At 65.8% G+C, this 24,222-nt stretch carries 17 protein-coding genes and 3 pseudogenes; 2 read left to right on the top strand and 18 right to left on the bottom strand.

Annotated elements, in window-relative coordinates; genetic code table 11:
* Positions 1 to 187: 187 nt before the first annotated feature.
* The 10 genes and pseudogenes from ACTJLC_RS00620 to ACTJLC_RS00575 form a co-directional block, all read right to left on the bottom strand.
* On the bottom strand, positions 188 to 1,387 hold the full coding sequence (locus tag ACTJLC_RS00620) for an NnrS family protein (protein WP_440843211.1): 1,200 nt from the start codon (positions 1,385 to 1,387) through the stop codon (positions 188 to 190).
* Positions 1,388 to 1,603: 216 nt separating this feature from the next.
* Positions 1,604 to 2,275 (bottom strand): response regulator, encoded by a 672-nt coding sequence (locus tag ACTJLC_RS00615; RefSeq protein ID WP_440843170.1) that lies wholly within the window; start codon positions 2,273 to 2,275, stop codon positions 1,604 to 1,606.
* Positions 2,272 to 4,146, bottom strand: coding sequence for a type IV pili methyl-accepting chemotaxis transducer N-terminal domain-containing protein (locus ACTJLC_RS00610; protein WP_440843169.1), 1,875 nt, complete (start codon positions 4,144 to 4,146; stop codon positions 2,272 to 2,274). Before ACTJLC_RS00610 ends, ACTJLC_RS00615 begins: the two co-directional genes overlap by 4 nt.
* Before the next feature lie 219 nt (positions 4,147 to 4,365).
* Entirely contained in the window at positions 4,366 to 4,767 is a 402-nt protein-coding gene (locus tag ACTJLC_RS00605; protein WP_440843168.1) for a SirB2 family protein, read from the bottom strand.
* Between the two features lie 72 nt (positions 4,768 to 4,839).
* Entirely contained in the window at positions 4,840 to 5,619 is a 780-nt protein-coding gene (locus ACTJLC_RS00600) for a peptidylprolyl isomerase (RefSeq protein WP_440843167.1), read from the bottom strand.
* Positions 5,620 to 5,638: 19 nt separating this feature from the next.
* The gene (gene narI, locus ACTJLC_RS00595; RefSeq protein WP_114162376.1) at positions 5,639 to 6,367 is read right to left on the bottom strand and encodes a respiratory nitrate reductase subunit gamma; all 729 of its coding nucleotides are present in this window, start codon (positions 6,365 to 6,367) and stop codon (positions 5,639 to 5,641) included.
* A complete protein-coding gene (gene narJ, locus ACTJLC_RS00590; RefSeq protein ID WP_114162377.1) occupies positions 6,364 to 7,098 on the bottom strand; it encodes a nitrate reductase molybdenum cofactor assembly chaperone in 735 nt (244 codons plus the stop codon). Before narJ ends, narI begins: the two co-directional genes overlap by 4 nt.
* A gap of 3 nt (positions 7,099 to 7,101) precedes the next feature.
* Positions 7,102 to 8,625, bottom strand: coding sequence for a nitrate reductase subunit beta (narH, locus tag ACTJLC_RS00585; protein ID WP_114162378.1), 1,524 nt, complete (start codon positions 8,623 to 8,625; stop codon positions 7,102 to 7,104).
* Between the two features lie 28 nt (positions 8,626 to 8,653).
* Positions 8,654 to 12,462 (bottom strand): annotated as a pseudogene (locus ACTJLC_RS00580) (nitrate reductase subunit alpha).
* A gap of 16 nt (positions 12,463 to 12,478) precedes the next feature.
* Positions 12,479 to 13,887 (bottom strand): annotated as a pseudogene (locus ACTJLC_RS00575) (NarK family nitrate/nitrite MFS transporter).
* 466 nt (positions 13,888 to 14,353) lie between these two features.
* On the opposite strand from ACTJLC_RS00575, the gene ACTJLC_RS00570 reads away from it, so the two are divergent.
* Positions 14,354 to 15,268: a LysR family transcriptional regulator gene (locus ACTJLC_RS00570; protein ID WP_073426720.1), complete on the top strand. Its 915-nt coding sequence runs from the start codon at positions 14,354 to 14,356 to the stop codon at positions 15,266 to 15,268.
* Between the two features lie 47 nt (positions 15,269 to 15,315).
* On the opposite strand, the gene mdcH is transcribed toward ACTJLC_RS00570, so the two are convergent.
* The 8 genes from mdcH to mdcA form a co-directional block, all read right to left on the bottom strand.
* On the bottom strand, positions 15,316 to 16,248 hold the full coding sequence (gene mdcH, locus ACTJLC_RS00565) for a malonate decarboxylase subunit epsilon (protein ID WP_440843166.1): 933 nt from the start codon (positions 16,246 to 16,248) through the stop codon (positions 15,316 to 15,318).
* A 61-nt stretch (positions 16,249 to 16,309) separates the two neighbouring features.
* Positions 16,310 to 17,077, bottom strand: a complete 768-nt coding sequence (madM, locus tag ACTJLC_RS00560) for a malonate transporter subunit MadM (protein ID WP_073426718.1) — start codon at positions 17,075 to 17,077, stop codon at positions 16,310 to 16,312.
* Between the two features lie 14 nt (positions 17,078 to 17,091).
* Entirely contained in the window at positions 17,092 to 17,487 is a 396-nt protein-coding gene (madL, locus tag ACTJLC_RS00555; RefSeq protein WP_073426717.1) for a malonate transporter subunit MadL, read from the bottom strand.
* A gap of 82 nt (positions 17,488 to 17,569) precedes the next feature.
* The gene (mdcE, locus tag ACTJLC_RS00550; RefSeq protein WP_073426716.1) at positions 17,570 to 18,391 is read right to left on the bottom strand and encodes a biotin-independent malonate decarboxylase subunit gamma; all 822 of its coding nucleotides are present in this window, start codon (positions 18,389 to 18,391) and stop codon (positions 17,570 to 17,572) included.
* Positions 18,388 to 19,239 carry a biotin-independent malonate decarboxylase subunit beta gene (locus ACTJLC_RS00545; RefSeq protein ID WP_440843165.1) on the bottom strand — a complete coding sequence of 284 codons (852 nt, stop codon included), beginning with the start codon at positions 19,237 to 19,239 and terminating at the stop codon, positions 18,388 to 18,390. The genes mdcE and ACTJLC_RS00545 overlap by 4 nt, the downstream gene beginning before the upstream one ends.
* A 5-nt stretch (positions 19,240 to 19,244) precedes the next feature.
* Positions 19,245 to 19,553 carry a malonate decarboxylase subunit delta gene (locus ACTJLC_RS00540; protein ID WP_440843164.1) on the bottom strand — a complete coding sequence of 103 codons (309 nt, stop codon included), beginning with the start codon at positions 19,551 to 19,553 and terminating at the stop codon, positions 19,245 to 19,247.
* 8 nt (positions 19,554 to 19,561) lie between these two features.
* Positions 19,562 to 20,488, bottom strand: a complete 927-nt coding sequence (locus ACTJLC_RS00535; RefSeq protein WP_440843163.1) for a triphosphoribosyl-dephospho-CoA synthase — start codon at positions 20,486 to 20,488, stop codon at positions 19,562 to 19,564.
* Positions 20,488 to 22,149, bottom strand: coding sequence for a malonate decarboxylase subunit alpha (mdcA, locus tag ACTJLC_RS00530; protein ID WP_440843162.1), 1,662 nt, complete (start codon positions 22,147 to 22,149; stop codon positions 20,488 to 20,490). The genes ACTJLC_RS00535 and mdcA overlap by 1 nt, the downstream gene beginning before the upstream one ends.
* Positions 22,150 to 22,567: 418 nt before the next feature.
* Between mdcA and ACTJLC_RS00525 the strand changes: the two are divergent.
* Positions 22,568 to 24,145: pseudogene (locus ACTJLC_RS00525) on the top strand (methyl-accepting chemotaxis protein); the annotation flags it as partial.
* Between the last annotated feature and the right edge of the window lie 77 nt (positions 24,146 to 24,222).

Below are 24,222 nucleotides of genomic sequence, written 5' to 3'. Positions count from 1 at the left end.
CAAGGAATCTCATTGAAGCCGAACGTGGCAGTGTTCGACTGCGCGCATCGGCACGCCGTCGACGAGCGCCACTGGAACCCGGCCGAAACCGGGATCATCGGCTTCAATAAACGTATATTCATAGTAGTTGTTTCGATCCGATGATCGATGTGCATTTTGTCGCATGCCAATGGCCGGAGGACGCATGTCAACCGGGCTTTCCATCCACACGTGGCGAAGTCAGATAAGGCACGTATTTGAGCAGGTAAACGACCAGCGCCGCGGCCCAGCACACGCCTGCTGCGTCGACCCACGCGGCCGTTGCACTATTGGCTAACCACGGCCCAAAGACACGCAGAAGGGCGGCCGCGATCATCAGCCAGTAGCTCGCGATCTCCGCGCGGCCCGCGACGAGCATGCGCCCTGTATGACCGAGCGCCGTGCGCGTGATCATCGCGATGATCGCGCATCCCATGGCCCCGACCGTTAGCGCGTGAATCGCAAGAGAGTGCGGCACGATGCCCATTGCCGCCAGGGCGAGCATCACGAGGCCGACGGGAATCCATGCATAGGCTGCGTGAAGAATCCAGAGAATCGGCCGTGAAAGGACTCGCCACGAATGCCAGCCCGCGATTCTCGCCGCGTGGACCGCGGCGGCGATTCCGGCGCTGGCGACGATCAACGCGGAGGGCGCGGCGAAGGCATCCGCGAGCAACGCCACGATGACGGTGGGCGTGGCGAGCATTTCAACGAACTTCCAGCGTTTCGCCGTGAATCCAGGCATCGCGTTCATCGTGAACATCGGAATCACGCGTCCGGCGATGACCGTCACGAACATGATCGCGAGTCCGGTTGCCGCATACGCGGCGCGCAACGCGAGGTCCGCGCGGCCGTGCCCCAGCCACCAGTGGAAAAGTCCATTCAGCAAGCCGAGCGCGGCCAGCGCCACGGGCAGAAACAGATTGCGGCGATTGCGGGCGGCGAGCAGCACGCGCAGCAGCACGATGGCGGCAACAGGCAAGAAGGCGGTGTCGATTAGCGCGGCGAGCGGCTGCGGGCCGAACCACATCAGCACGCGGCCGCCGGCCCACAGCAGCCAAAGCCATCCGAGCGACGGCCCCCGCAGCGTATCGAGCGAGGTCCACGCGCGTACCGCCGTGAGCAGAAAGCCGACGACGATCGCGGCGACGAAGCCGAAGATCATTTCGTGGACATGCCACATCATCCCGTTCATCACGGTCGAGCGGCCCGCGACGGGATAGCCGTGCAGCGCGAGCAGCCACAGCACGACGGCGATGACGCCAAAGCCGGCTCCGCCCAGATAGAACGGCCGAAAGCCGAGCCGCAGAACCGGCAGAGTGTCGGCATCGCGCGACGCATTCAATGAAGCGGGTTCACCGATCTTCATCATGCTTCTCCAAAGATAGACCTTGCGCAGATCTTAAAGCGCGTTCCGTTCGGATTTCGTGTTCCCACGCTGAGATTGTTGACATGACTCAGGTGGACACGTCGAAGCGTCGTAGACGCTGATTTCCGCATGGCCCGGAGGCCGTCGGGAAGTCAGGAGATCGCCGCGAATTCCCGACTCACGCGCGCGTGTCTGCATGTCCCACACGCGCCGCGATCAGGCTGCCCGGGCGACCGCATAGGCTGCCGCTTGCACGCGCGAACTGAGCTTTAACTTTCGCAGGATGTGCTGCACATGGATCTTCACCGTCGCTTCGGCAATGTTCAGCGCTCGCGCGATTTCCTTATTGGTCTTGCCGCGCGTGATATAGCCAAGAATTTCGTCCTCGCGCGCGGACAGGCTATGAATCGGATCCTGCTCGGCCGATGCTTCATCCACCTTTGCTGCGCTTTGCAGCGACTGAAACGCGGTCACCAGCTTGCCGGTCATCTCGGGGCTGATCGCCGATTCGCCCGCCATCGTTCTGACGATCGCGGCGGCCATGCCGTCGCTGTCCACCGTCTTGAGCAGATAGCCGCGCGCGCCGCCGCGCAGCGCGGCAGCCAGATCGCGTTCGTCCTCGCTGACAGTCAGCATCAGCACCTGAGCCCGCGGCGCCGCTTCCCGCAATCCCGCGATTGCGTCCACGCCATTCACGCCCGGCAGATGATTGTCGAGAAGAATGACATCGGGTTGCGTCTCGGCGGCGCGTCGATAGGCTTCACCGGCATCGCCGGCCTCGGCCACCACGACGAATCGCGAATCGATCGTCAGCAGCGCAATCACGCCACGCCGGAAAAGAGAATGGTCGTCGACCACGAGAACGCGAATCTGTTTATGTTCGGTCATGCTGCCAGTCTCCTGCGTTCGGGTAGCGTCAGCACGACGCAGGTGCCCGAGCCCGGCACCGACGCAATGTCGACGTCGGCGCCGATGCGCTCGGCCCGTTCGTGCATGATGCGCAAGCCCACATGTGTTTCGTCCTGGGCGGTGGCCTCCGTCGCGAAGCCGCAGCCGTCGTCCCGGACTTCCACGCGCCACTGCGGCGTCTGCTGGACGTCCAGCCATACCTCGCGCGCGTGCGCATGCTTGCGCACGTTGGACAGCGCTTCCTGCACGACATGCAGCACCTGCACTTGCACGTCGGCGGGCAACGGAACACCCGTACCTTCGATTGACAGATGCGTAACCAGCCCCGTCTGGTGCTCGAACTTTTTCAGGGTGGTTTGCAGCGCGGGAACGATGTCCTCGGCGTTGGTGCGGGTACGAAAGTGCATCAGCAATTCCCGCACGTCGGAGAGGCTTTCGTGAATGCCGGCCTCGAGCTCACCGATCGTGCGTTCCGTGCGCGGTGCGTCGGCGTCCTTGAGCGCGCCGCGCAGCAGGGCGGTCTGGATTTTCATGAACGCGAGGCTTTGCGCGATGGAGTCGTGCATTTCCCGCGCGAGCAGGCTTCGCTCCGCGGCAACGGCGGCTTCACGTTCGAGCGCGCCGGCCCTGAGCCCTTCGATCGCGACAGCGAGATGGCTCGCCATCGTCTCCAGCAACGCGCGGTCTTCGCCACTGAGCGCGGTGGGGGCGCGGTAGAACAGATCCATCTCGCCGATCATGCGGTCCTGCAGTTGCACCGGAACGCTGATGACGGTCGTGAAGCCCGCTTGTCCGCAGTCGCGCAGCAGTCCCGTACCGTCCAGCCGGATAGGGATCACGCGCGTGTCCGCGTGGGCCACGGCCTGGCCGCAATGGCAATCGCCCGTCGGAATACACTGTTCGCGGTCGATCACGTGGCGGGGCAGGCCGTCCGACGCCACCAGCAGATAGCGCAAGTTCGCTTCGTCGGACCAGCGAATCGCCGATGCATCCGCCTTCGCGGCGCGTCTCACCTGCCTCGCGAAACCATCGGCCAGTTCATCGAGCGTCGAGGCGTGCGCCGCGAACGCGCTCGCTTCGTACAGCGCGGTCAATCGCGCATGCTGTGCGGCGAGCCGCACCGTCTTCTCCTCGACCTTGACTTCGAGATTCTGGTAGAGCTCCTGCAAGGTTTCCGTCATCTGGTTGAAGCCTTCCGAGACGGCGCCGAACTCGTCGCTCGACTCCACCGCGATCCGCGCCGACAGATCGCCCTCGCGCACGCGCGTGAGGCCGGATCTGAGCCGCTCAAGCGGATTGAAGACGAACAGATACGCCGAGTAGAGCAGCGTTACCGCACTGGCGATGGTCAGGCCGATCATGAGAACCTGCAGCAGGTTCAGGATGGTGGTCAGATAGGCGAGGCGCACTTCGATCGCGGAGACGAGCACGTCGATGTGTCCGACAAAGGCCTCGGCCTGCTTCGCGGCCTCGCTCGGGTCCGGCGCGGGCGAGGCGGTCCATGCCGCCCGTACTATTTGCCAGGTGCGCTGCACGTCGGCGAAGGCGGCCGTCGAGCCCGCATCGCGCGGCACGAGCAAGGGCCGCGATGGATCGCCGTCGCGCAACAGGGCGACGCTTTGCTCGAACTGGTCGACCTGCGTCTTCGCCAACAGCGTGTCGCCACGCGCAAGCGTCTGCGCGAGCCGCCACGTTTGCATGCGCATGCGGCCCGCTTCGTTGACGGCGGCCGCGCCGCCCTCCAGTTGCCAGCTTGCCCAGAGCGTGTAGCCGATGGAAGCGAACGCCACCAGCAGCAGCGTGCCGCCGATGATGCCGAGCTTGGCGGCGAGTGTCCGGAATCTGCTCATGTGGGTTCCTGGATCGCTCCAGACGGTTGAAACGGGCTCGCCCAGCGCCCGAAAGCTTAGGCGATATAGTCACCGGCGGTGCACCTGAAAGAACTGATCCAGATCAATTCGAAGCGTGTTCCACGGTTCCGGTATGGCGAGACGCCGCGCCGCCTTCGTCGATGCTTTTGCGAAACCCCGCGCCGGGCGATGCGCGGAGAACCGGAAAGGAAATCACGACTACCAGCGCCCCAGCAAACCGAGCGGATCGTGCGTGAGCGCAATCGACGCGATCAGCAGGTACAGGCTGATCGCGCCTCCGTAGAAGGCGCCGCGCACGACCATCGTGTGTCCGCGCTTGACGGCGAGCGAACCGGCCACGATGTATAGCAGGAGCAGCAGAAGCTTCGCGCCTAGCCACACGTCGCGCGCGGGGTTCAGGCGCAGCATGAGCCACAGCGTGACGCCCGCGGCCAGCAACAGCGAGTCGATGACATAGCTGAGGATTCGCCAGTGACTGCGCATCGGCCAGCCCCGGCCCGTCAGCACGGCCGCGCCGCGCACCGCGAAAAACGCGCCGCTGCAACCCACCAGCGAGACATGGCTGAATTTAAGCAGCGGATAGATGTCGATCAACGGCATGCCGCTCCTCCGGCGAAATGCAGAGCCGGCACAACCGCGACAGCCGCGACAGCCGGACGGATACTGAAAAGACTACTGGACGAGGGGCGTGGCCGCGGCATCGAGGTCCACGCCCGCGATAGCGGCCCGGCCCGCGAGCACGCTGACGTACTGGCGCAGCGCCGTGGCGAAGGTCTGCTGGCGCAGCGCCTGCGCGACCGCCTCGCGCACCGCCTCGAAGGCGGGCACGGCGCCGGCGTCCCGCTCCATGACCTCGACCACGTGCAGGCCGAAGCGGCTGTGCACGAGTTGCGGCAATACGCCGATGTCCGGTCGGCCGAACAGTGCTTTGGCGAACTCGGGCGCGCATTCGTCGGCGCGCAGCCATCCGAGGTCTCCGCCCGCGCCGCCGCTCGGACAGTTCGACAGATCCCGCGCCACGCGGGCGAAGCGGTCGTCGGCTGCCGCATCGTCGCAGCGCAGATCCAGCAGGCACGCTTCGGCGCGCTTGCGCAGCGCGCCGATATCGACGCCGGGCGTGACGGCGAACAACACATGACGCGCACGCACCCGCTCGCCGACGGCGTAGCGGTTTCGATGCGCGGCATGGTAGCGGCGGCAGGCGTCCTCGGTCGGTTCAGGCAATTGCAATGCGCGCTCCAGCAAGGCGTCGATCGCCTCGGAGGCGGCGACGCTGATGGCGCCGTCGGTGGGCAGCGGGTCGTCCGCGGCGAGCAGACCTGCCTCGATGGCGGACTGGCGCAGCAGTTCGATGCACGCACGCTGGCGTAAATCCTCGGCGGACAGCATGTCGCCACCGCCATGCAGCGCAATCCCATTGACGGTTGCGACGGCGGACAGATTCTCTTGCATGTTTCGATCCTCCTGCGAGTCAGATTCGGCGACGCGGCTGTTGATGACCGGCCGGCACGTTCAGGCGCCGCGAGCGCACCAGTTGATAAGGGCGCACCAGGTACGCGACCGATGCGAAGCCGCTCCACACATGGACCAGCCGGCTGAACGGGAACAGCAGGAAGATCGTCATGCCGAGCACGATATGCACCTTGAACGGCCACTCGACCGCGAGCAGGCCGCTTGCGTCGGGGCGGAACGTCACGATGCGCTGCGCCCAGTCGGCGAGCGCCAGCATGGTATGCGCATCGCCCCGGTCGGCGAACGAGTAGGGCAGCGTGAGCAGGCCGAGGCAGAGTTGCACCCAGAGAATCACGAGAATCGCCAGATCGGTCCGCCGGCTCGTGAGACGGATGCGCGGATCGAAGATGCGCCGGTGCAGCAGCACGCTCAGACCGGCGAAGCAGATGAGGCCGGCCGTCCCGCCCGAAATGATCGCCAGCAGTTGCTTGTGCTGCGCGCTGATGAACGGCTCGTAGAGGAAATGCGGCGTCAGCAGGCCCACCGTGTGCCCGAACAGCAGGAACAGGATGCCGATGTGAAACAGGTTGCTTCCCCAGCGCAATTGGCCCGCGCGCAGAAGCTGCGACGAATCGCTCTTCCACGTGTACTGATCGCGGTCGAAGCGCGCGAGACTGCCCAGCAGGAACACGGCGAGGCAAATGTACGGATAGACGCTGAAGAAGAAGGTGTGCGCGGCGATATTCATGTGGACGCTCCATGCGCGGATTGACCGGGTTGACCGGGTTGACCATGTTCCGGCTGGCGTGGCGTTCTGACGATACGCACGGGTTGCGATTCGCCGGGACTGCGTTGCCCCTCGGATGAACAGCCGCCAAAGGCGGCGGGCTCGCTCCACGTCTCATCGAGCAAGGGCTCGGCGGCCACCTCGACGAGCTTCGTCGGTTCGCCGGCCAGATCGAGCAGCGCGGCCAGCACGCAGGCGTAGGCGCTCTCGCGCCTCGTCAACGCGCTGAAGATGCTGCGCAGGATGTGCGCGATCTCCCGCAGAAAATCGGCGGCCGCTAGCGGCGGTTGCGTCGACGCGTATTCCAGCACCACGGTCAGGTGGTCCGGCAGTTCGCCGGAGGCGAGATAGAGTCCCGCTTCCTCATAGGTCTTGAGCAGATCGATCATCGCCGGGCCGCGGTCGCGCGAATCGCCGTGAACGTGCTCGAACAGGTGCAGCGCGGTGCCGCGTCCCCGGTCGAAGAGGTCGACGTAGGCGGCCTCGGCGTCGAAGCCCGTGGCGTGCAGAAGCTGATCGATCAACGCATCGAGTTCGGCGAGCCGCGCGGCACTCAGCGTGCGCTGTCCGTGCAAGGCCGCGCGCAGGTCGGGTAGATGTTCACGCAGCGCCGCGTCGGGATAGTCGAGCAGATGCGCGAGCACGCGTAGCGTCGTGGCATGCGCGGCGGAATGAAGGGCTTGAGTGGACATCGTTCAGACCTCGGCCTTGATGGGAATGGTGCGCTTCTTCTCGCTGCCGAACAGGCTCGTTTCCGTCACGCCATCGGAGCAGCCGTTGCCGAAGCTGAACCCGCAACCGCCGCGCACGTTGAAGGCGTTCTCCGCATACTCGCGGTGCGTGGTCGGAATCACGAAACGGTCTTCGTAATTGGCGATCGCCATCGTGCGGTACATGTCTTCCACTTCCTGGGTGCTGAGACCTACCTGTTGCAGCGCGGCGTGGTTTTCCCAGCCGTCCACCTGTTTGCCGCGCTGATAGGCGCGCATGGCGAGCATCCGTTCGAGCGCGCGCACCACGGGTTTCGTGTCGCCCGCGGTAAACAGGTTCGCGAGATATTTGACCGGAATGCGCAACTGGTTCACGTCGGGGATTTCGCCGTTGGCGCTCACGTGGCCCGCGTTCGCGGCAGCGGTGATCGGCGAGAGCGGCGGCACATACCAGACCATCGGCAGCGTGCGGTATTCGGGGTGCAACGGCAACGCCACCTTCCAGTCGACCGCCATCTTGTAGACCGGGCTCGCGCGCGCGGCGTCGAGCCAGTTCTCCGGTATGCCGTCCTTGCGGGCCTGTTCGATCACTTCAGGATCGTGCGGGTCGAGAAAGATGCCGAGCTGCGCCTCGTACAAGTCCTTGTCGTGCTCGACGCTCGCGGCCTGTTCGATGCGGTCCGCGTCGTACAGCAGCACGCCGAGATAGCGGATGCGTCCGACGCAGGTTTCGGAGCACACCGTCGGCTGTCCGGCCTCGATACGCGGATAGCAGAAGATGCATTTCTCGGCCTTGCCGCTCTTCCAGTTGTAGTAGATCTTCTTGTACGGACAGCCGCTCACGCACATGCGCCAGCCGCGGCACTTGTCCTGGTCGATCAGCACGATGCCGTCTTCCTCGCGCTTGTAGATCGAGCCGGACGGGCACGATGCGACGCAAGCCGGGTTCAGGCAGTGCTCGCACAGGCGCGGCAGATACATCATGAAGGTGTTTTCGAACTGGCCGTAGATGTCCTTCTGGATGTCGTCGAAATTGCGGTCCTTGCTGCGCTTGCTGAACTCGCCGCCGAGAATTTCTTCCCAGTTCGGCCCCCAGACGATCTTCTCCATGCGCTGACCGGTAATCAGGCTGCGCGGCCTGGCGGTCGGCGCCGCTTTCATTTCCGGCGCGCTCTGCAAATGGTCGTAGTCGAACGTGAAGGGCTCGTAGTAGTCGTCGATCTGCGGCAGGTTCGGATTGGCGAAGATGCGCATCAGCAGTTTCCACTTCGCGCCCTGGCGCGGCGCGATCGAACCATCGGCGTGGCGCACCCAGCCGCCGTTCCATTTGTCCTGGTTCTCCCATTCTTTCGGGTAGCCGATGCCCGGCTTCGTTTCGACATTGTTGAACCAGGCGTATTCCACGCCCGGCCGGCTCGTCCACACGTTCTTGCAGGTCACGCTGCAGGTATGACAGCCGATGCATTTGTCCAGGTTCAGCACCATGCCGATCTGTGCGCGTATTTTCATGATTTGGCTCCTTGGGACCGGCGATCGATCAGGGGTTCTCGCCCTGGGACTGATAGGCGCGTGCGAGTTTGTCGCCGCGTGGGGTATCCAGCCAGTCGACGTCTTTCATCTTGCGGACCACGACGAATTCGTCGCGGTTGGTGCCGATCGTCCCGTAGTAGTTGAACCCGTAGCTCAGTTGCGCATAGCCGCCGATCATGTGGGTGGGCTTGAGCACGATCCGGGTGACCGAGTTGTGAATGCCGCCGCGTACCCCGGTGATCTCCGAACCCGGCGTATTGATGATCTTTTCCTGTGCGTGATACATCAGCACCATGCCGGAATTGACCCGTTGGCTGACCACCGCGCGCGCCGCAATCGCGCCGTTGATGTTGAACAGCTCGACCCAGTCGTTGTCCTCGACACCGGCGCGCTTCGCGTCGTCTTCGCTGAGCCAGATCACGGGGCCGCCGCGATTCAGCGTGAGCATCAGCAGGTTGTCGCTGTAGGTGCTGTGAATGCCCCACTTCTGGTGCGGCGTGATGAAGTTCAGGACGATCTCCGGGTGACCGTTGGGCTTGACGTGATGCATGCCGCCCGTCGCCTTCAGATCCACCGGCGGACGGTAGCTCGAGAAGGCCTCGCCGAACGCGATCATCCACGGATGATCCTGGTAGAACTGCTGGCGTCCGGTCAGCGTGCGCCATGGAATCAGTTCGTGAACGTTGGTGTAGCCGGCGTTATAGCTGACCGTTTCGCTTTCGATGCCGCTCCAGGTCGGCGAACTGATAATCTTGCGGGGCTGCGCCTGCACGTCGCGATAGCGGATCTTCTCGTCCTCGCGATAGAGCGCGAGATGCTTGTGCTCGCGGCCGGTGGCTTTCGACAGCGCTTCCCAGGCTTTTACCGCCACATGACCATTCGTTTCAGGCGCAAGCTGCAGGATCACTTCGCAGGCGTCGATATCGGTGACGATGCGCGGCATGCCTTTGGTCGGGCCGTCGTCCTGGGTGAGGCCATTCAACTGGCCGAGTTGCGTCACCTCGGTTTCGGTTTTCCACGCAATGCCCTTGCCGCCGTTGCCGATCTTGTTCATCAACGGACCGAGCGCGGTGAAGCGCTTGAAGACGTTCGGGTAGTCGCGCTCCACCACGGCGATCTGCGGCGCCGTCTTGCCGGGGATGAGATCGCATTCGCCTTTCTTCCACTCCTTCACCTCGAAGGGTTGCGCGAGTTCCGCCGGCGAATCGTGCATCAACGGCGTCAGTACGACATCGCGCTCGACGCCGAGATGGCCCACGCAGACCTCGCTGAAAGTCTTCGCGAAACCCTTGTAGATTTCCCAGTCGGAACGGGCCTGCCAAACCGGATCGACCGCCGCCGAGAGCGGGTGAATGAACGGGTGCATGTCGCTCGTATTGAGGTCGTTTTTCTCGTACCAACTCGCGGTCGGCAGGACGATGTCCGAGTACAGGCAGGTCGTGCTCATGCGGAAGTCCAGCGTCACCAGAAGATCGAGCTTGCCCTCCGGCGCCTCGTCGTGCCATTCGACTTCGACGGGGCGCGCGTCGTCGCGGCCCAGGTCCTTGCCCTGCACGCCGTTTTCCGTCCCGAGCAGATGCTTGCAAAAATACTCATGGCCCTTGCCCGACGAGCCGAGCAGATTCGAGCGCCACACGAACATGTTGCGCGGCCAGTTTTGCGGCGCATCGGGATCTTCGCAGCTCATCTGCAAGCTGCCGTCGCGCAGCCCCTGCACGACATAGTCTTTCGCTTCCATGCCGTGCTCGGCCGCCTGCTTCGCCACCTGCAAGGGGTTGGTTTTCAACTGTGGTGCGCTGGGCAGCCAGCCCATGCGCTCCGCACGCACGTTGTAGTCGATCATGCTGCCGCCATAGAGACGCTTGTCCGCGAGCGGCGAAGCGATTTCCTCCATGTTCAGCTTTTCGTAGCGCCACTGGTCGGTGTGCGCGTAGAAAAAGCTCGTGCCGTTCATCTGCCTCGGCGGACGGATCCAGTCCAGCGCGAAGGCAAGCGCGGTCCAGCCGGTTTGCGGGCGCAGCTTTTCCTGGCCGACATAGTGCGCCCAGCCTCCGCCGCTCTGGCCGATGCAGCCGCACATCATCAACAGGTTGATCACGCCGCGATAGTTCATGTCGGCGTGATACCAGTGATTCATGGCCGCGCCGATGATCACCATCGAGCGGCCGTGCGTCTTGTCCGCGTTGGCGGCGAATTCGCGCGCCACGGTGACGATCTGATCGCGCGGCACGCCGGTGATCGACTCCGCCCAGGCCGGGGTGTACGCGGCATTGTCGTCGTAACTGGCCGCGCCGCTGCCGAGGCCGCGGTCGATGCCGTACTGCGCCGCTTGCAGATCGAATACGGTGGCGACCAGCGCTTCGCGCGCGTCGCCTTCCTTGCCGAGACGCAGGCGCACCGCCGGCGCCTTGACGTGATTGATCTGTCCGTCCAGTTCATTGGCGGTGAAATGCGGTGACGCAACGCCGCCGAAGTAGGGCAGGGCGATATCGACGATCTCATACGGTTGCGAGCCGTCTTCCAGCACCGAGAGCTTGAGCGTGGCCGCCTCGCCGTGACGCGCTTCCTTGTCCTCCAGATTCCACTTGCCGGCGTCCTCGCCGCCTTCGGCGCCCCAGCGAAAACCGATCGAACCGTTGGGCAGCACGGCACGCCCGTTCGTGTCGAACGCGATGGTTTTCCATTCGGGATTGTTCGATTGCCCGAGCTTGCCGTTGAAGTCGCTCGCGCGCAGATAGCGGTCCGGCACCAGGGTCTCGCGCCCGTCCGGCAACGTATGCGTCTTGAGCATCACGAGCATCGGCAGGTCGGTGTAGCGCCGCGCGTAGCCGTCGAAGTATTCGCTGCGCGTCTTGAAGTAGAACTCGTTGAGCGCGACGTGACCCATCGCCATCGCGAGCGCCGCATCGGTTCCCTGCCGCGGATGCAGCCAGAGATCGGAGAGCTTCGCCACTTCGCTGTAGTCGGGCGTCACCGCGACGGTTTTCGTGCCCTTGTAGCGGACCTCGGTGAAGAAGTGCGCATCGGGCGTGCGCGTTTGCGGAACATTGCTGCCCCACGCGATGATGTAGGACGAGTTGTACCAGTCCGCCGATTCCGGCACGTCGGTCTGCTCGCCCCAGATTTGCGGACTGGCCGGCGGCAGATCGCAATACCAGTCGTAGAAGCTCATGCAGACGCCGCCGATCAGGCTCAGGTAGCGGCTGCCTGCCGCATAGCTGACCATGCTCATCGCGGGAATCGGCGAAAAGCCGATGATGCGGTCCGGGCCGTGCTTCCTGATCGTATAGACATTGGCGGCGGCGACGATCCGGTTCACCTCGTCCCAACTGCTGCGCACGAAGCCGCCCATGCCGCGCACCTTTTGATAATCGCGCGCCGCGCCTCGGCGTTCTCGACGATCGAGGCCCACGCCGCGACCGGATCGCCCTGCGCCTTCAAGGCGGCGCGCCAACGTTCGAGCAGGCGTCCGCGCACCATCGGGTATTTCACGCGGTTCGCGCTGTACAGATACCACGAGTACGACGCGCCGCGCGCGCAGCCGCGCGGTTCATGATTGGGCATGTCCCAGCGGGTGCGCGGGTAATCGGTCTGCTGCGTTTCCCACGTGACGATGCCGCCCTTCACATAGATCTTCCATGAACAGGAGCCCGTGCAGTTCACGCCGTGCGTGCTGCGCACGATCTTGTCGTGGGCCCAGCGATTACGGTAAGTGTCTTCCCACGTGCGGTCTTCGCCCGTGGTGACGCCGTGACCGTCCGCGAACCGCTCTTTGGGGAGCGCGAAGTGGGTCAGTCGGTCGAGAAAATGGCTCATGGAACAGGCTCCGGTTTCAGCAGGGCATCGGCGCGTTGCGGCGGGCGTAGTGCCACCACGTCACGGCGATGCACACGAGATAGAAGGCGATGAACACGTACAGCGCCGCTTGAGGGCCGCCGGTGAGGGCAATGGCGCTGCCATAGCTCTTGGGGATGAAGAAGCCGCCGTAGGCCGCCATCGCCGCGGAAAATCCCAGCGTGGCCGCGGCCTCGGTGTTGCCTTCCCGCGTCGCGCGCTGCACCGCTTCGCGGTTCGCCGGGTCGACCTCGCGCAGCCTGGAGGTGAGAAAGATCACCGGGATCATGCGGAACGTCGAGCCGTTGCCGATGCCCGTGGTCAGGAACAGCACGAGAAAGCTGCCGAAGAAACCCGCGAAGCTGCCCGCCGAGGCGCCGCTCGGCAGGAAGATCAGCACGCCGCCCACCGCGCACGCCATCACGACGAAGTTCCACAGCGTGACGCGCGCACCGCCCAGCTTGTCGGCGAGCCAGCCGCCGAAGGGGCGCACCGCGGCGCCGACGAGCGGTCCCAGCCACGCGTAGGCGAGCGGATTCACACCGGGGAACTGGCTCTTGATCAGCAGCGGAAAGCCCGCCGCATAGCCGATAAACGAGCCGAAGGTCCCGAGGTAAAGCACGCACATCAGCCAGTTGTGCTTGCGCCGGAAGATCACCGCCTGTTCGGCGAACGACGCCTTCGCTTCCGCGAGATCGTTCATGCCGAACCATGCGGCGAGCGACGCCAGGGCGATCCACGGCACCCACACGAAGGCGGCGTTCTGCGTCCACACGAGCGTGGTCTGTCCGGCCTTGACGACGCTTTGCGGGTCGCCGGCAAAGATGCCGAAGATGCCGGCGGTGACCACCAGCGGACTCAGGAACTGCACGACCGACACCCCCAGGTTGCCGAGTCCCGCGTTGACGCCGAGCGCCGAGCCCTTGCGCTCCTTCGGAAAGAAGAAGCTGATGTTCGCCATGCTCGAACTGAAGTTGCCGCCGCCCAGGCCGCACAGCAACGCGAGCCCGAGCATGGTCGGATAGGTGGTGGTGTTGTCCTGCACCGCGAAACCGATACCGATGGCGGGGATCAACAGCGAGGCCGTCGAGATCGCCGTCCAGCGACGGCCGCCGACGAGCGGCACCATGAACGAATAGAAGATGCGCAGCGTCGCGCCGCTCAGCGCGGGCGCCGCCGCGAGCCAGAACAACTGGTTGGTCGAGTAGCGGAAGCCGAGCGTCGGCAGACTTACCGCGACGACGCTCCACACCTGCCAGATGGCGAACGCGAGGAACAACGCGGGGACCGAGATCCACAGGTTGAGCCTCGCGATCGCTTCGCCTTCACGTTCCCAGAACGCCTTGTCTTCGGGGACCAGATCGCGAGCGTGCGGCCTGGCCGCGATGCTATCGGCCGGGAGTTCATTGCAATTCTCCTGTTGGACGGTCGGCCCGCCCGGGGGTGTCCGGGCGCGGCCGTGTTGCGTGCTGTCGCAGGTCCCATCACGAAGCACGCGAGCCAGATCGCCACCGACAGGCAGAACATCAGCACGGCGGCATCCTGCAGTGGCCAGCTCTGGTCGAAAATCGGGTTAGGCAAGGGATTCATGATGTGACGCCGCTCGAATGGTTGAGCACGATTGTGGGCGGCGGGGGTGCGGATGAATATCCGTCGAGTGGGGGTCACGCGCGAGGCATTGGAACTATGCCGTCGCGGTTGGCCGTAGTTCGAAAGAACTAGCGGGCTTCGCAATCGTCATCGGATTGAGATGGATCAACCGGGAACGCCGCGATCCGGTGTTCGCGTGAGCGGGCGAATGCGGGGTTAACGCTATTTGTGCAGCGCTGGCGCGAGCCGATAATGGCCTGTTTCCACCTGCCGAAGCATCGAGATGCGCGACCGAATCGACGAGGAGATCACTTTTCGCAAGCTGGAAGTCCTGCTCGCTTTCATGGAGACGGGCAACCTGTCGAAGGCGGCCGAGGCGTTGAACGTCAGTACCGTCAGTGTTCATCGCGCGCTGCATTCGCTCGAACAGGGTGTGCGATGCGCGCTCTTTCGGCACGAAGGCCGTAATCTGAAATCGACCGAAGCGGCGCAGATGCTGGCCGACGTCGCGCAAGAAGTGCTCACCACGATGTCCGACGGCATTCGCGCGACGCGCGAGGCGGCGGGCTATTCGTCGGACCGTCTGAAGATCGGCTCGCTTTACTCGCTGACCATCCGGGCCGTGCCCGGCATCGTCATCGACATCAAGGTGCGGCGTCCGACACTCCAGGTCGAACTCGCGCTCGGCTCGAACGCGGAACTGCTCGACAAGCTCAAGCGGGGTGCGATCGATGCGGCGTTGATGGCCTTGCCCGACGCCGATCCGGAAATCGAGTCCATTCCGCTTTTCGAGGACGACATCTTTTTCGCGGCGCCGGCCGGTTCACCGTATGCGAATCAGGAGGCCGTCGATCTGTGCGACTGCCGCGACGAGACCTTCGTTTCGCTGGGCGAGGGCTTCGTCACGTATCGCGGTTTTCTGGAGGCGTTTCGCGTCGCGGGCTTCACGCCGAACGTGACCATGCGAGTCGGCGATATCTTTTCGTTGATGAACCTGGTGAGCGGCGGAGTCGGCTATACGCTGTTGCCGGGCCGCGTGCGCGGCGTGTTCGGCGACCAGGTGCAGTTCATTCCGCTCAAGCCGCAATTTTTAATGCGTCAGACCATCGGCGTGAGCTTTCTGCGCGCGCGCGAACGCGATCCGAACCTGCTCGCGCTGATGGCCGTTTGCCGGCTTCGCACGAGAAGCGTCATCTGAGGTTAGAAAACTGAGGCGGCAACCGAGGCGTCGCCCGACGCTTCACGTCATTCGCGCGCCCGTTCCCGTTCGATCAGCGCTTCAACGTCACGCAGCGCCGTCTCGCTGCAACTCACCGCAATGCCTTCGCCGAAGATCGCGCAACTGAGCCGCGTCAGCACGTTGGCGGGCGGCATCTCGACCGCGAGCCGCGCGCCTCGCTCCCACGCGAGCCTGATCGTGTCGTGCCAGCGCACCGGCCGCGCCATGTTGCCGGCAAGATCGGCCGCGAGGCGCGGGCCGTCGAACAGCGGCCGCGCGACGCTGCTGCTCAGATACACGACGCGAGGCGCTTGCACGGCTACCCTGGCGAACGCATCGGCGAGTTCGGCCGCGGGTTCGTCGAGCAACGCGCAATGGGACGGCACCGCCACGTCGAGACGCTCGCAGCGTTGCGCGCCGTGTTCGCCCGCCAGCGTTGCGAGTTCGTGCATGGCGGCGTGACTGCCCGCCACCACCATCTGCGTGTGCGCGTTGATGTTCGCCAGAAACACCGGCATGGCCGCGCTGTTGACTCGCGCGATCAAAGGTTCGAGCGCGCGCTGTGTCATGCCGACGATCGCGGTCATGCCGTAGCCGCCCGGATAGGCGCGCTCCATCAACTGTCCGCGCAAGGCGACGAGCCTCACGGCGTCGGCGTAATGAAGCGCGCCGGCGCTCACGGCGGCGGGATAGGCGCCGATCGAAAGGCCCGTCACGAGGTCGGGCTCGTGACCGCGGGCGGCGAGCACGCGCGCCTGCGCGACGCCCGCGATCAGCAGGCAAAGCTGCACCGCGGTGGTGGAGCGCAGCGCATCGGCGGTGTCGAGCGCGCGGACGTCGTAGCCCAGCGTGTCGCTGGCCTCCTCGATCGCGCGAGTGGCCGCGACGTGATCCGGCAGCGCGTGCAGCATGCCGCTTCGCTGCGAGCCTTGGCCGGGGAAGGTGAACAGCACGCTCATGAGGCTTCTCCGTGGCGCATCATGCACGCCGCACTCTGCACGCCGCGCTCGCTCGCGCGTTTCACGCGGCCATCAGCGCTCGGGTCGCGAAGAACAGCAGCGAAGGTCCGAGCAGGCAGCCGATGCCCGTGTGAAACGTCGCGATCAGCGCGCCATACGGCACGAGCCGCCGATCGGTCGCGGCGAGTCCCGCGCTCACGCCGCTGACGGTGCCGGCGAGGCCGCCGAAGATCATCGCGGAGCGGGGCGTCTTCAGTCCCATGAAACCCGCCGCGATCGGCGTGCCGACCATCACGATGATCGCCTTGATGAGGCCCGTCGCGATGCTGAGCGCGATCACGTCGGAGCTCGCGCCGATGGCCGCGCCGGTGACGGGGCCGACGATATAGGTGACCGCGCCCGCGCCGATGGTCGTCATGCTGACCGCGTCGGTGTAGCCGAACGCGTGGGCGATGCTCGCGCCGACGATGAACGGCAGCACGGTGCCGAGCAGCAGCGACACCACGCCGATGAGCCCGGCCTTGCGCGCCTCGGTGGCCTGCACCTCGAAGGCGGTCGCGACGATGGCGAAGTCGCGCAGCATCGCGCCGCCCATCAGGCCGACGCCGGTGAAGAGCGGCAGGTCGGCGAGGCCTTTTTGTCCGCCGGTGAAGACGCCGCCGAAATAGGCCAGCACGAGGCCGATCACGATCGCGATGGCCGAGCCGTGCACGCGCCCGAAGGTCAGCTTGCGCGAGATCAGCGACGACACCCACATGATGAGGCCGACCAGCGCGAACGAAGTCACGAGGCCGTTCTGGATCAGAACTTTATCGAGCATATGCAACATGATGGTCTCCTGCCTCAGATTTCTTCGAGTTTCGGCGCGCTGACGAGCGACGTGCTGTCGCTCCCGGTGCGGGAAAGAACGGCAATGCAGCACGCGCAGACGGCCACCGCGCCCAATGCCGACAGCAGCGCGACCGGACCGCCCTTGAGCGCGGCCACCACGTTCTGATTGGCGGCCATCGCCACCACCACGGGGATGTACATCGCGCCCCAGAAGCCCACGCCCGCCTCGGTTTCCTTCGGCAACAGCCCGCGTCCGTGCAGATAAAGGCGCAGGAAAATCAGCAGCAGCATCGCAATGCCGACGCCGCCGACATTCGTCTTGACGCCGATCGCGAGCCCCAGCAGGTCGCCGAGAAAGAGTCCCGCCAGATGGCAGAACGCAAGCAGCGCGGTTCCATAGATGATCATTTCGTGTCTCCTGTCATACGTTTAATGGCTTCTTACGAGCCGGTGCGTGAAGCGGGATGGGCGGGGATGGGGTCGGCGCGGTTCAGCGCCACTGCTCGCGCAGCTTGCGGCGCACGGTCACCGAGCTCGCGCGATGCGCGCTGCCGAGCCGGCTGCCGAGGCCGCGCGACGGGTCGGCGCGAATCTCGTCGAAAGCTTCCTGCAACGCCTTTTCGACAGCGGATTGATCCGCGCCGTTGGGCGCATCGGCGTTCCTCACGCTCAGGAGCTTCCACAGCAGCCCGAGCGACGCGTAGTTGTCGATGTCGTAGGCCATCGGCGGCACGCGTGCCGTGAACGCCTCCAGATCGGCTACCGAGCGTAGCGTAACCCGCGCGGCGGATTCCTTGCCCATCGCGTGAACCATGACCTGCGAATCGGCGAGCGCGATCAGGCGGTTGGCCTGATAGCCGTGCGCGAGAAACGCGCCCGACATCGCCCGTCCGACGATCAGCCCGATCACCGGATGACCGGCGAGGCGCGCGCTCGCATACGCATCGGCGGCGCCGGCGAGCGCCTGGTGAATGCCGTAGGCTTCCTCGCGCCGTCCGTAGGCCTGGCTCGCGACGTCGATCACGGCGACGATCGCGCGCTTCTCGTGGTCCTCGCGCCCGGCATCGGCGTCGATCACCTCGCGCACCGCTCGCGCGATCTCCCAACCCTCGATCAGTCCGACTTCGCCGCTGCGTGCGCGCGGGAACGCGTTATCCGGGTCGGGCACCACCGCGATGAAGCGCGCGGGATGCTCGCCGAGCCGCGCATCGACGACACGCACCGAAGGCGGATAGCCCGCCTGCAACGGCGCGCTGTAAGTGAGCGCGTCGAGCCATACCGCGCCGCGCTTCGAAAGCTCCTGTGTGCTCATGACCTGAACCCCTTGCTGTAGATGGCGGCCGCCTGTTGCTGAGTGGCTTGCGCTTCGGGATCGACCTCGGCAAGCCGTTGCAGAAAGCCGGCCACGCATTCGCTGCGGCACGCTTCGGGACGTCCCGCGCGAAACCGTTCGATGACGGCGGCGCGGATCGCGCCGGCGTCGTCGGCGGCGTACACGTCGACCAGCCCCGTGCGATGGCGTTGCTCGCCGCCCGTGAAGCTCCAGATCATCGGACGGTCGCGCGAATCGAATTCGGCGATGCCGGCCTCCTGCTCGATGACCGTGGGTCCGTTGAGTCCGAGGCGCGCTTCGCGGGTGGCGATCAGGTAGCTGCACAGGCCCGCCGCGATCGACATGCCGCCATAGCAGCCGATCGGCCCCGCCGTGATGCCGATCACCGGCTGATAGCGCCGCAAGTCGACGATGGCGGCGTGAATCTCCGCGATCGCCGCGAGCCCGAGATTCGCTTCCTGCAAGCGCACGCCGCCCGTTTCGAAGAGAATCACGGCGCGCATCGGAATGCCGTTGCGGTTGTCCTCGGCGGCGAGTTCGAGGCTGCCCGCGATCTTCGCCGCGGACACTTCGCCCATGCTGCCGCCCTGAAAGCCGGCGTCGATGGCGAGCACGACCGCGGGCTGTCCGTCGAGCTCGCCTCGCGCGACCACGGTGCCGTCGTCGGCCTGCGTCACGATGCCTTGCCGCGCGAGCCACGGCGAACGCACGCGCTCGAACGGATCGAGCAGTTCGCTGAAGGTGCCGGCGTCGAGCAGGTGTTTCGCGCGGCTGCGCGCGTCGAGTTCGATGAAGCTCTGGCGTTCCAGCAATGCCTGTGTGTCCATGATCGTCATGCTCCGCCGGTTGTCGCCAGTTGTTCCAGCACTTGGCCGATGCGCATGCGCACGACGGCCGGCGTCGCGCCGGAATCGTTGATCTCGATCTTCGCGGCCGGCAGCGTGCCGTCGCCGAAGATGCGTTCGAGCACGGCTTGCCAGGTGCGGCCCATGCCATCGACGGAAGTCGTGATGTTCACCACGGTGCGCGGCGAGCCGTTCGCCTCGAGCAGCACTTCGAGGTCGCCCGACGCGACCACGCCCGCCAGCGCGCGGCCTGGCGCGGGTTGCCCCGCCGGGAATTCGAGGACGATGGTTTCCATATGCGTTCCTAAGCCTGCGTCGTAGGAGCGGCTTCGCGGTGAAGCCGGTTGAGAAAGAGGGCGGCGGCGAGCAGATCGGCTGCGCCGCCGGGCGACACGTGCAGTTCGACGAGCCGCCGGTCCAGCAGCTTCAGGTGACGGCGGCCGGCAAGCGACGCGGCGCCGCCGAGCGCCAGCACGCGCCGCGCGCCGTCCTGTAACTCGGCGAGCGCGCCGGGCCCGCCGCGTGCGAGCACGCAGGTATCGTCGAGACTCGCCATGATCGCGAGCAGCGCGTTCAGGCGTGCGGCCGTCTCGCTGTCGCCGCGCCGGCGCGAGCGTGAGAGTTCCGGCAGCGCCACCTCCACGACATGCGGAAAGCCGGCTTGCGCCTGGCCGCGCGCGCCGCCCACGTTGTAGTCGAGGCATGCCCGCTCGCCCTTGTTGCCGGTCAGCGCGGGCGCGTGGCGATCGGGCAGACGCGCGAGCGCTCCGGCGCGCGCGGCGATGGCGTGTGGCGTATGGTCGGCGGGGTCGGCGGGGTCGGCGGGGCCGGCCGCCGCGGCGGTCACGAGCAGCCCGAGCGCCCAGATCGCACCGCGATGGGTGTTCACGCCCTGCGTCGCGTCGAGCATGCGCGCTTCGCCGTCGCGCCCGATCGCGCCGATGCGCTCGCGCAGCGACTGCATACGTTGCAGCGACTGCATCGGCTGCATCTCCAGGCCCGCGCGCGCCAGTTCGGTGAAGGTCGGCTGCAATGCAAGCGCCGACACGCACATCAGTTCCCAGTCGAGATCGTGATGCGCGCCGCGGCTGCGGATGTCGACGAGTCCCGGCTTCGGCGCGAGCGTGGCTTCCTCGATCAGCGCCGCGACCACGTGTTCGCCCAAACGCCCGGCGAGATCCGGTGTCGCGCGTGGCGCTCGCGCTACTGGCATGGCGAGGGTCTCGCGCATCACCAGCTCCTGAACCGCGCGGGCGGCTCATACAAACCGTCCGACCAGTCGACCAGATCGGCCATGCTCTTCGCGGCCAGCAGCGAACGGGTGGCTTCGCCGCGCTGAATGCCGAGGTCCTCCGGCAACGCGACGAAGCCGTCGCGGCGCAGCGTCGCGAGTTTGTCGGCGCTGCTCGTGAGGCCGATGGGCGTCACGCCCGCGACCGCCGCGATCATCTCCTTGCGATGTTCGAGCGAGCGCGCCTTGTACAGATAGGCGATGCCTTCCTCGGTGAGCACGTGCGTGACGTCGTCGCCGTAGATCATGACCGGCGCGAGCGGCATGCCGGACTCGCGGCCGACGTCGACCGCATCGATCGATTCGACGATGGTGGGCTGCCCGCCCGCCTGGAACGTCTCGACCATCTGCACGACGAGCTTGCGGCCGCGCTCCAGCGGACTGTCCGTTTGCAGCAGATCGAGCCACGCGGGGGTGGCGTGGCGCCGGCCATGCGGATCGTGGCCCATGTTGGGCGCGCCGCCGAAGCCGGTGAGGCGGCCATGCGTGACCGTCGACGAGTTGCCGGCGCCGTCCATCTGCAAGGTCGAGCCGATGAACATGTCGACCGCGTATTGCCCGGCAAGCTGGCACATCGCGCGATTGGAGCGCATCGAACCGTCGCGGCCGGTGAAGAAGATGTCCGGCCGCTGCGCGACGTAGGCTTCCATGCCCAGTTCGCCGCCGAAGCAATGCACGCTCTCGACCCAGCCGGTTTCGATCGCGGGGATCAGTGTCGGATGCGGGTTCAGGGTCCAGTGCTTGCAGATCTTGCCCTTCAGGCCGAGCTTCTCGCCGTAGGTCGGCAGGAGCAGTTCGATCGCGGCCGTGTTGAAGCCGATGCCGTGATTGAGCGACTGCACCTGGTGCCGCTCGTAGATGCCGCGAATCGCCATCATCCCCATCAGCACCTGAACCGGCGTGATGAGGCGCGGATCGCGCGTGAACAGCGGCTCGATAAAGAACGGCTTGTCCGACTGCACCACGAAGTCGATCCACGAGCCGGGGATGTCGACGCGCGGCAGGTCCTTCGGGTCGTCGACGATCTCGTTGACCTGCGCGATCACGATGCCGTCGCGAAACGCGGCGGCTTCGACGAGGGCGGGCGTGTCCTCGGTGCTCGGACCCGTGTAGAGATTGCCTTGCCGATCCGCCTTGTAGCCGGCGACCAGCACGACGTTCGGCGTCAGATCGACGTACAGCCGCCCATACAGTTCGATGTAGGTATGGATCGCGCCGATTTCGAGGATGCCGTCCTGCAGGAACTGCGAGATGCGCAGGCTTTGCGCGCCGGCGAAGGCGAAATCGAGTTTCCTCGCGATGCCGCGCTCGAACAGGTCCAGATGCTCGGCGCGGCTCACGCTCGGAATGATCAGATGCAGGTCGTGGACGATTTCGGGGTCCACTTTCGCCAGCGAGCGCGACAGGAAATCGGCCTGCTTCTGGTTGTTGCCCTCGACGACCACGCGGTCGCCGGGGGCGATCAGGGCTTGCAGGACGTCGACGATACGCTCGGTGGGGAGAACCGCGCCGTCCGCGATCGCTGCGACGCGCGCGAGCCGGCGATGCTTTTCCGCGCGGCGGGTGGCCCAACGGGATGAGGACTGACTTTGACCGGACATGTGCGCTCTCGCTCAGGACATGAGGCGAGTCTAGGGAGCGGGGTATCCCGGTTCAATCACGTTCGGGACGCGTCTGTTATCCCAAGGGTAACGATCTGGCGAGCCGGGCGCTGAAACCGCGCTGGGACGGGGCCGGCGGGGTCCCGATCGTTGTCCTGGGGTTTTCCCAGACGGCCGCGCGTATGGGATAACAACGAGGACAACAACGAACCCGCATTGCCAGATCGCACCCCGTCGCGCGGGGTGGCGCCGGGTAAGCCCCATCGCTCCTGAACCCTGACGCAAACGATTGGCGGGCGCATCGGCATTCAAGGACCGTCGTGATGCAGCCGACATAGCAACAAGCACCAGGGCAGCAGGTGATGGCCGCGCAGGGCGGCGAATATGACGAAACCGGCGAACGGTGGAGGTATGAAGCATGAATTCCAGACAGATGACCGTGCGGGCGAAGCTCACGACGGCGTTCAGCGTGTTAGCGGCGATGGTGCTGGGGGTATCGGTGCTCGCACTCGTTGCATTGAACGATGCGAACGAGCGCTTCTCGGATTACGTGAGCGGCATTAGCGCCCGCGCGGAGGTGGCCGCGAAGGTGCGCACCGCGGTCGACCGGCGTGCGATCGCCGCGCGCAATCTGGTGCTCGTGACCAAGCCGGCGGATCTGGAAATCGAAAAGGCCGCCGTGACCCAGGCGCACGCGGACGTGCAGGCGCGGCTCAAGCACCTGAAGGAGATGATCGCGAACGCCGGCGATGCGAACGAGGCGGCGCGCGCCCTGGTGGCCGACATCGACCGGGTCGAGGCCCAGTACGGGCCGGTCGCGCTCGCGATCGTCGACGCCGCGTTGAACAAGCGGCACGAGGAGGCGATCGCCATGATGAACGAGCAATGCCGTCCGCTGCTCGCGGCGCTCGTCAAGGCGACCAATACGTATAGCGAATTCACCCGCAACCGGGCCCAGGCCCTGATGCAGGAGTCGGCCCAACACTACGCGACGCAGCGCATGCTGCTGATCGGCATCTGCCTCGCGGCAATCGGCGCGGCGCTCGTCGCGGCATTCCTGATTACCCGCAGCGTGACGCGCGCACTGGGCGCGGAGCCGGCTGCGCTGGGCGAGGTGACCCGGCGCGTGGCCGGCGGCGATCTCGGCTCCGTGCCGGGCGCGCAGGCCGCGCCGCGCGGCAGCGTGCTCGCCTCGATGGGCGAGATGCAGGCGAGCCTCGTGAAGCTGATCGCCCAGGTGCGGACCTCGGCGGACAATATCGCCACCGGGTCGAGCCAGATCGCCTCGGGCAACCAGGACCTGTCGTCGCGCACCGAACAGCAGGCGTCGTCGCTGCAGGAAACCGCGTCGAGCATGGAAGAGCTCACGTCCACGGTGAAGCAGAACGCGGAGAACGCGCAGCAGGCGAGCACGCTCGCCGCCAATGCCTCGGAAGTCGCGCTGAAAGGCAGCGCCGTGGTCGGACAGGTCGTGGAGACGATGACCGACATCAGCGAGAGTTCGACCAAGGTCGCGGATATCACCGGGATCATCGAAGGCATCGCGTTCCAGACCAACATCCTCGCGCTCAACGCGGCGGTGGAAGCCGCGCGCGCCGGCGAGCAGGGCCGCGGCTTCGCGGTGGTGGCGAGCGAGGTCAGAAGCCTCGCGCAGCGTTCGTCGAGCGCGGCCAAGGAGATCAAGGACCTGATCAACGCCTCGGTGCAGAAGATTCACAACGGCTCGACGCTCGCGGGCGAGGCGGGCAAGACGATGGCCGAAGTCACGCAGGCGGTGGCGCGCGTGACCGACATCATGGGCGAGATCGCCGCGGCCTCGGGCGAGCAAAGCCGCGGCATCGAGCAGGTCAACGTGGCGATCACGCAGATGGACACGGTCACGCAGCAGAACGCCGCGCTCGTCGAGGAAGCGGCGGCCGCGTCGACCTCGCTGGAGGACCAGGGCCGCCAGTTGACCGAGGCGGTGGCGTTCTTCCGTCTCGACGGCGCGCGCGCGTGAGGCCCGGCGCGTAAGTCGCGAGGGGGGCGGCGAACCGCGCCGTGGTTCGCTCGCGCCCGTCATGGACAGCGGCG

The sequence above is a fragment of the Paraburkholderia sp. 22099 genome (assembly GCF_052045835.1).
Taxonomy (GTDB): Bacteria; Pseudomonadota; Gammaproteobacteria; order Burkholderiales; family Burkholderiaceae; genus Paraburkholderia; species Paraburkholderia terricola.
This window is presented reverse-complemented; position numbering and strand designations above follow the sequence as displayed.

What these genes read in the sequence shown, in the direction of transcription:
- ACTJLC_RS00620 (WP_440843211.1), bottom strand. Translation starts at nt 1,387, where the DNA reads ATGAAGATCGGTGAACCCGCTTCATTGAATGCGTCGCGCGATGCCGAC.
- ACTJLC_RS00615 (WP_440843170.1), bottom strand. Translation starts at nt 2,275, where the DNA reads ATGACCGAACATAAACAGATTCGCGTTCTCGTGGTCGACGACCATTCT.
- ACTJLC_RS00610 (WP_440843169.1), bottom strand. Translation starts at nt 4,146, where the DNA reads ATGAGCAGATTCCGGACACTCGCCGCCAAGCTCGGCATCATCGGCGGC.
- ACTJLC_RS00605 (WP_440843168.1), bottom strand. Translation starts at nt 4,767, where the DNA reads ATGCCGTTGATCGACATCTATCCGCTGCTTAAATTCAGCCATGTCTCG.
- ACTJLC_RS00600 (WP_440843167.1), bottom strand. Translation starts at nt 5,619, where the DNA reads ATGCAAGAGAATCTGTCCGCCGTCGCAACCGTCAATGGGATTGCGCTG.
- narI (WP_114162376.1), bottom strand. Translation starts at nt 6,367, where the DNA reads ATGAATATCGCCGCGCACACCTTCTTCTTCAGCGTCTATCCGTACATT.
- narJ (WP_114162377.1), bottom strand. Translation starts at nt 7,098, where the DNA reads ATGTCCACTCAAGCCCTTCATTCCGCCGCGCATGCCACGACGCTACGC.
- narH (WP_114162378.1), bottom strand. Translation starts at nt 8,625, where the DNA reads ATGAAAATACGCGCACAGATCGGCATGGTGCTGAACCTGGACAAATGC.
- ACTJLC_RS00570 (WP_073426720.1), top strand. Translation starts at nt 14,354, where the DNA reads ATGCGCGACCGAATCGACGAGGAGATCACTTTTCGCAAGCTGGAAGTC.
- mdcH (WP_440843166.1), bottom strand. Translation starts at nt 16,248, where the DNA reads ATGAGCGTGCTGTTCACCTTCCCCGGCCAAGGCTCGCAGCGAAGCGGC.
- madM (WP_073426718.1), bottom strand. Translation starts at nt 17,077, where the DNA reads ATGTTGCATATGCTCGATAAAGTTCTGATCCAGAACGGCCTCGTGACT.
- madL (WP_073426717.1), bottom strand. Translation starts at nt 17,487, where the DNA reads ATGATCATCTATGGAACCGCGCTGCTTGCGTTCTGCCATCTGGCGGGA.
- mdcE (WP_073426716.1), bottom strand. Translation starts at nt 18,391, where the DNA reads ATGAGCACACAGGAGCTTTCGAAGCGCGGCGCGGTATGGCTCGACGCG.
- ACTJLC_RS00545 (WP_440843165.1), bottom strand. Translation starts at nt 19,239, where the DNA reads ATGGACACACAGGCATTGCTGGAACGCCAGAGCTTCATCGAACTCGAC.
- ACTJLC_RS00540 (WP_440843164.1), bottom strand. Translation starts at nt 19,553, where the DNA reads ATGGAAACCATCGTCCTCGAATTCCCGGCGGGGCAACCCGCGCCAGGC.
- ACTJLC_RS00535 (WP_440843163.1), bottom strand. Translation starts at nt 20,488, where the DNA reads ATGCGCGAGACCCTCGCCATGCCAGTAGCGCGAGCGCCACGCGCGACA.
- mdcA (WP_440843162.1), bottom strand. Translation starts at nt 22,149, where the DNA reads ATGTCCGGTCAAAGTCAGTCCTCATCCCGTTGGGCCACCCGCCGCGCG.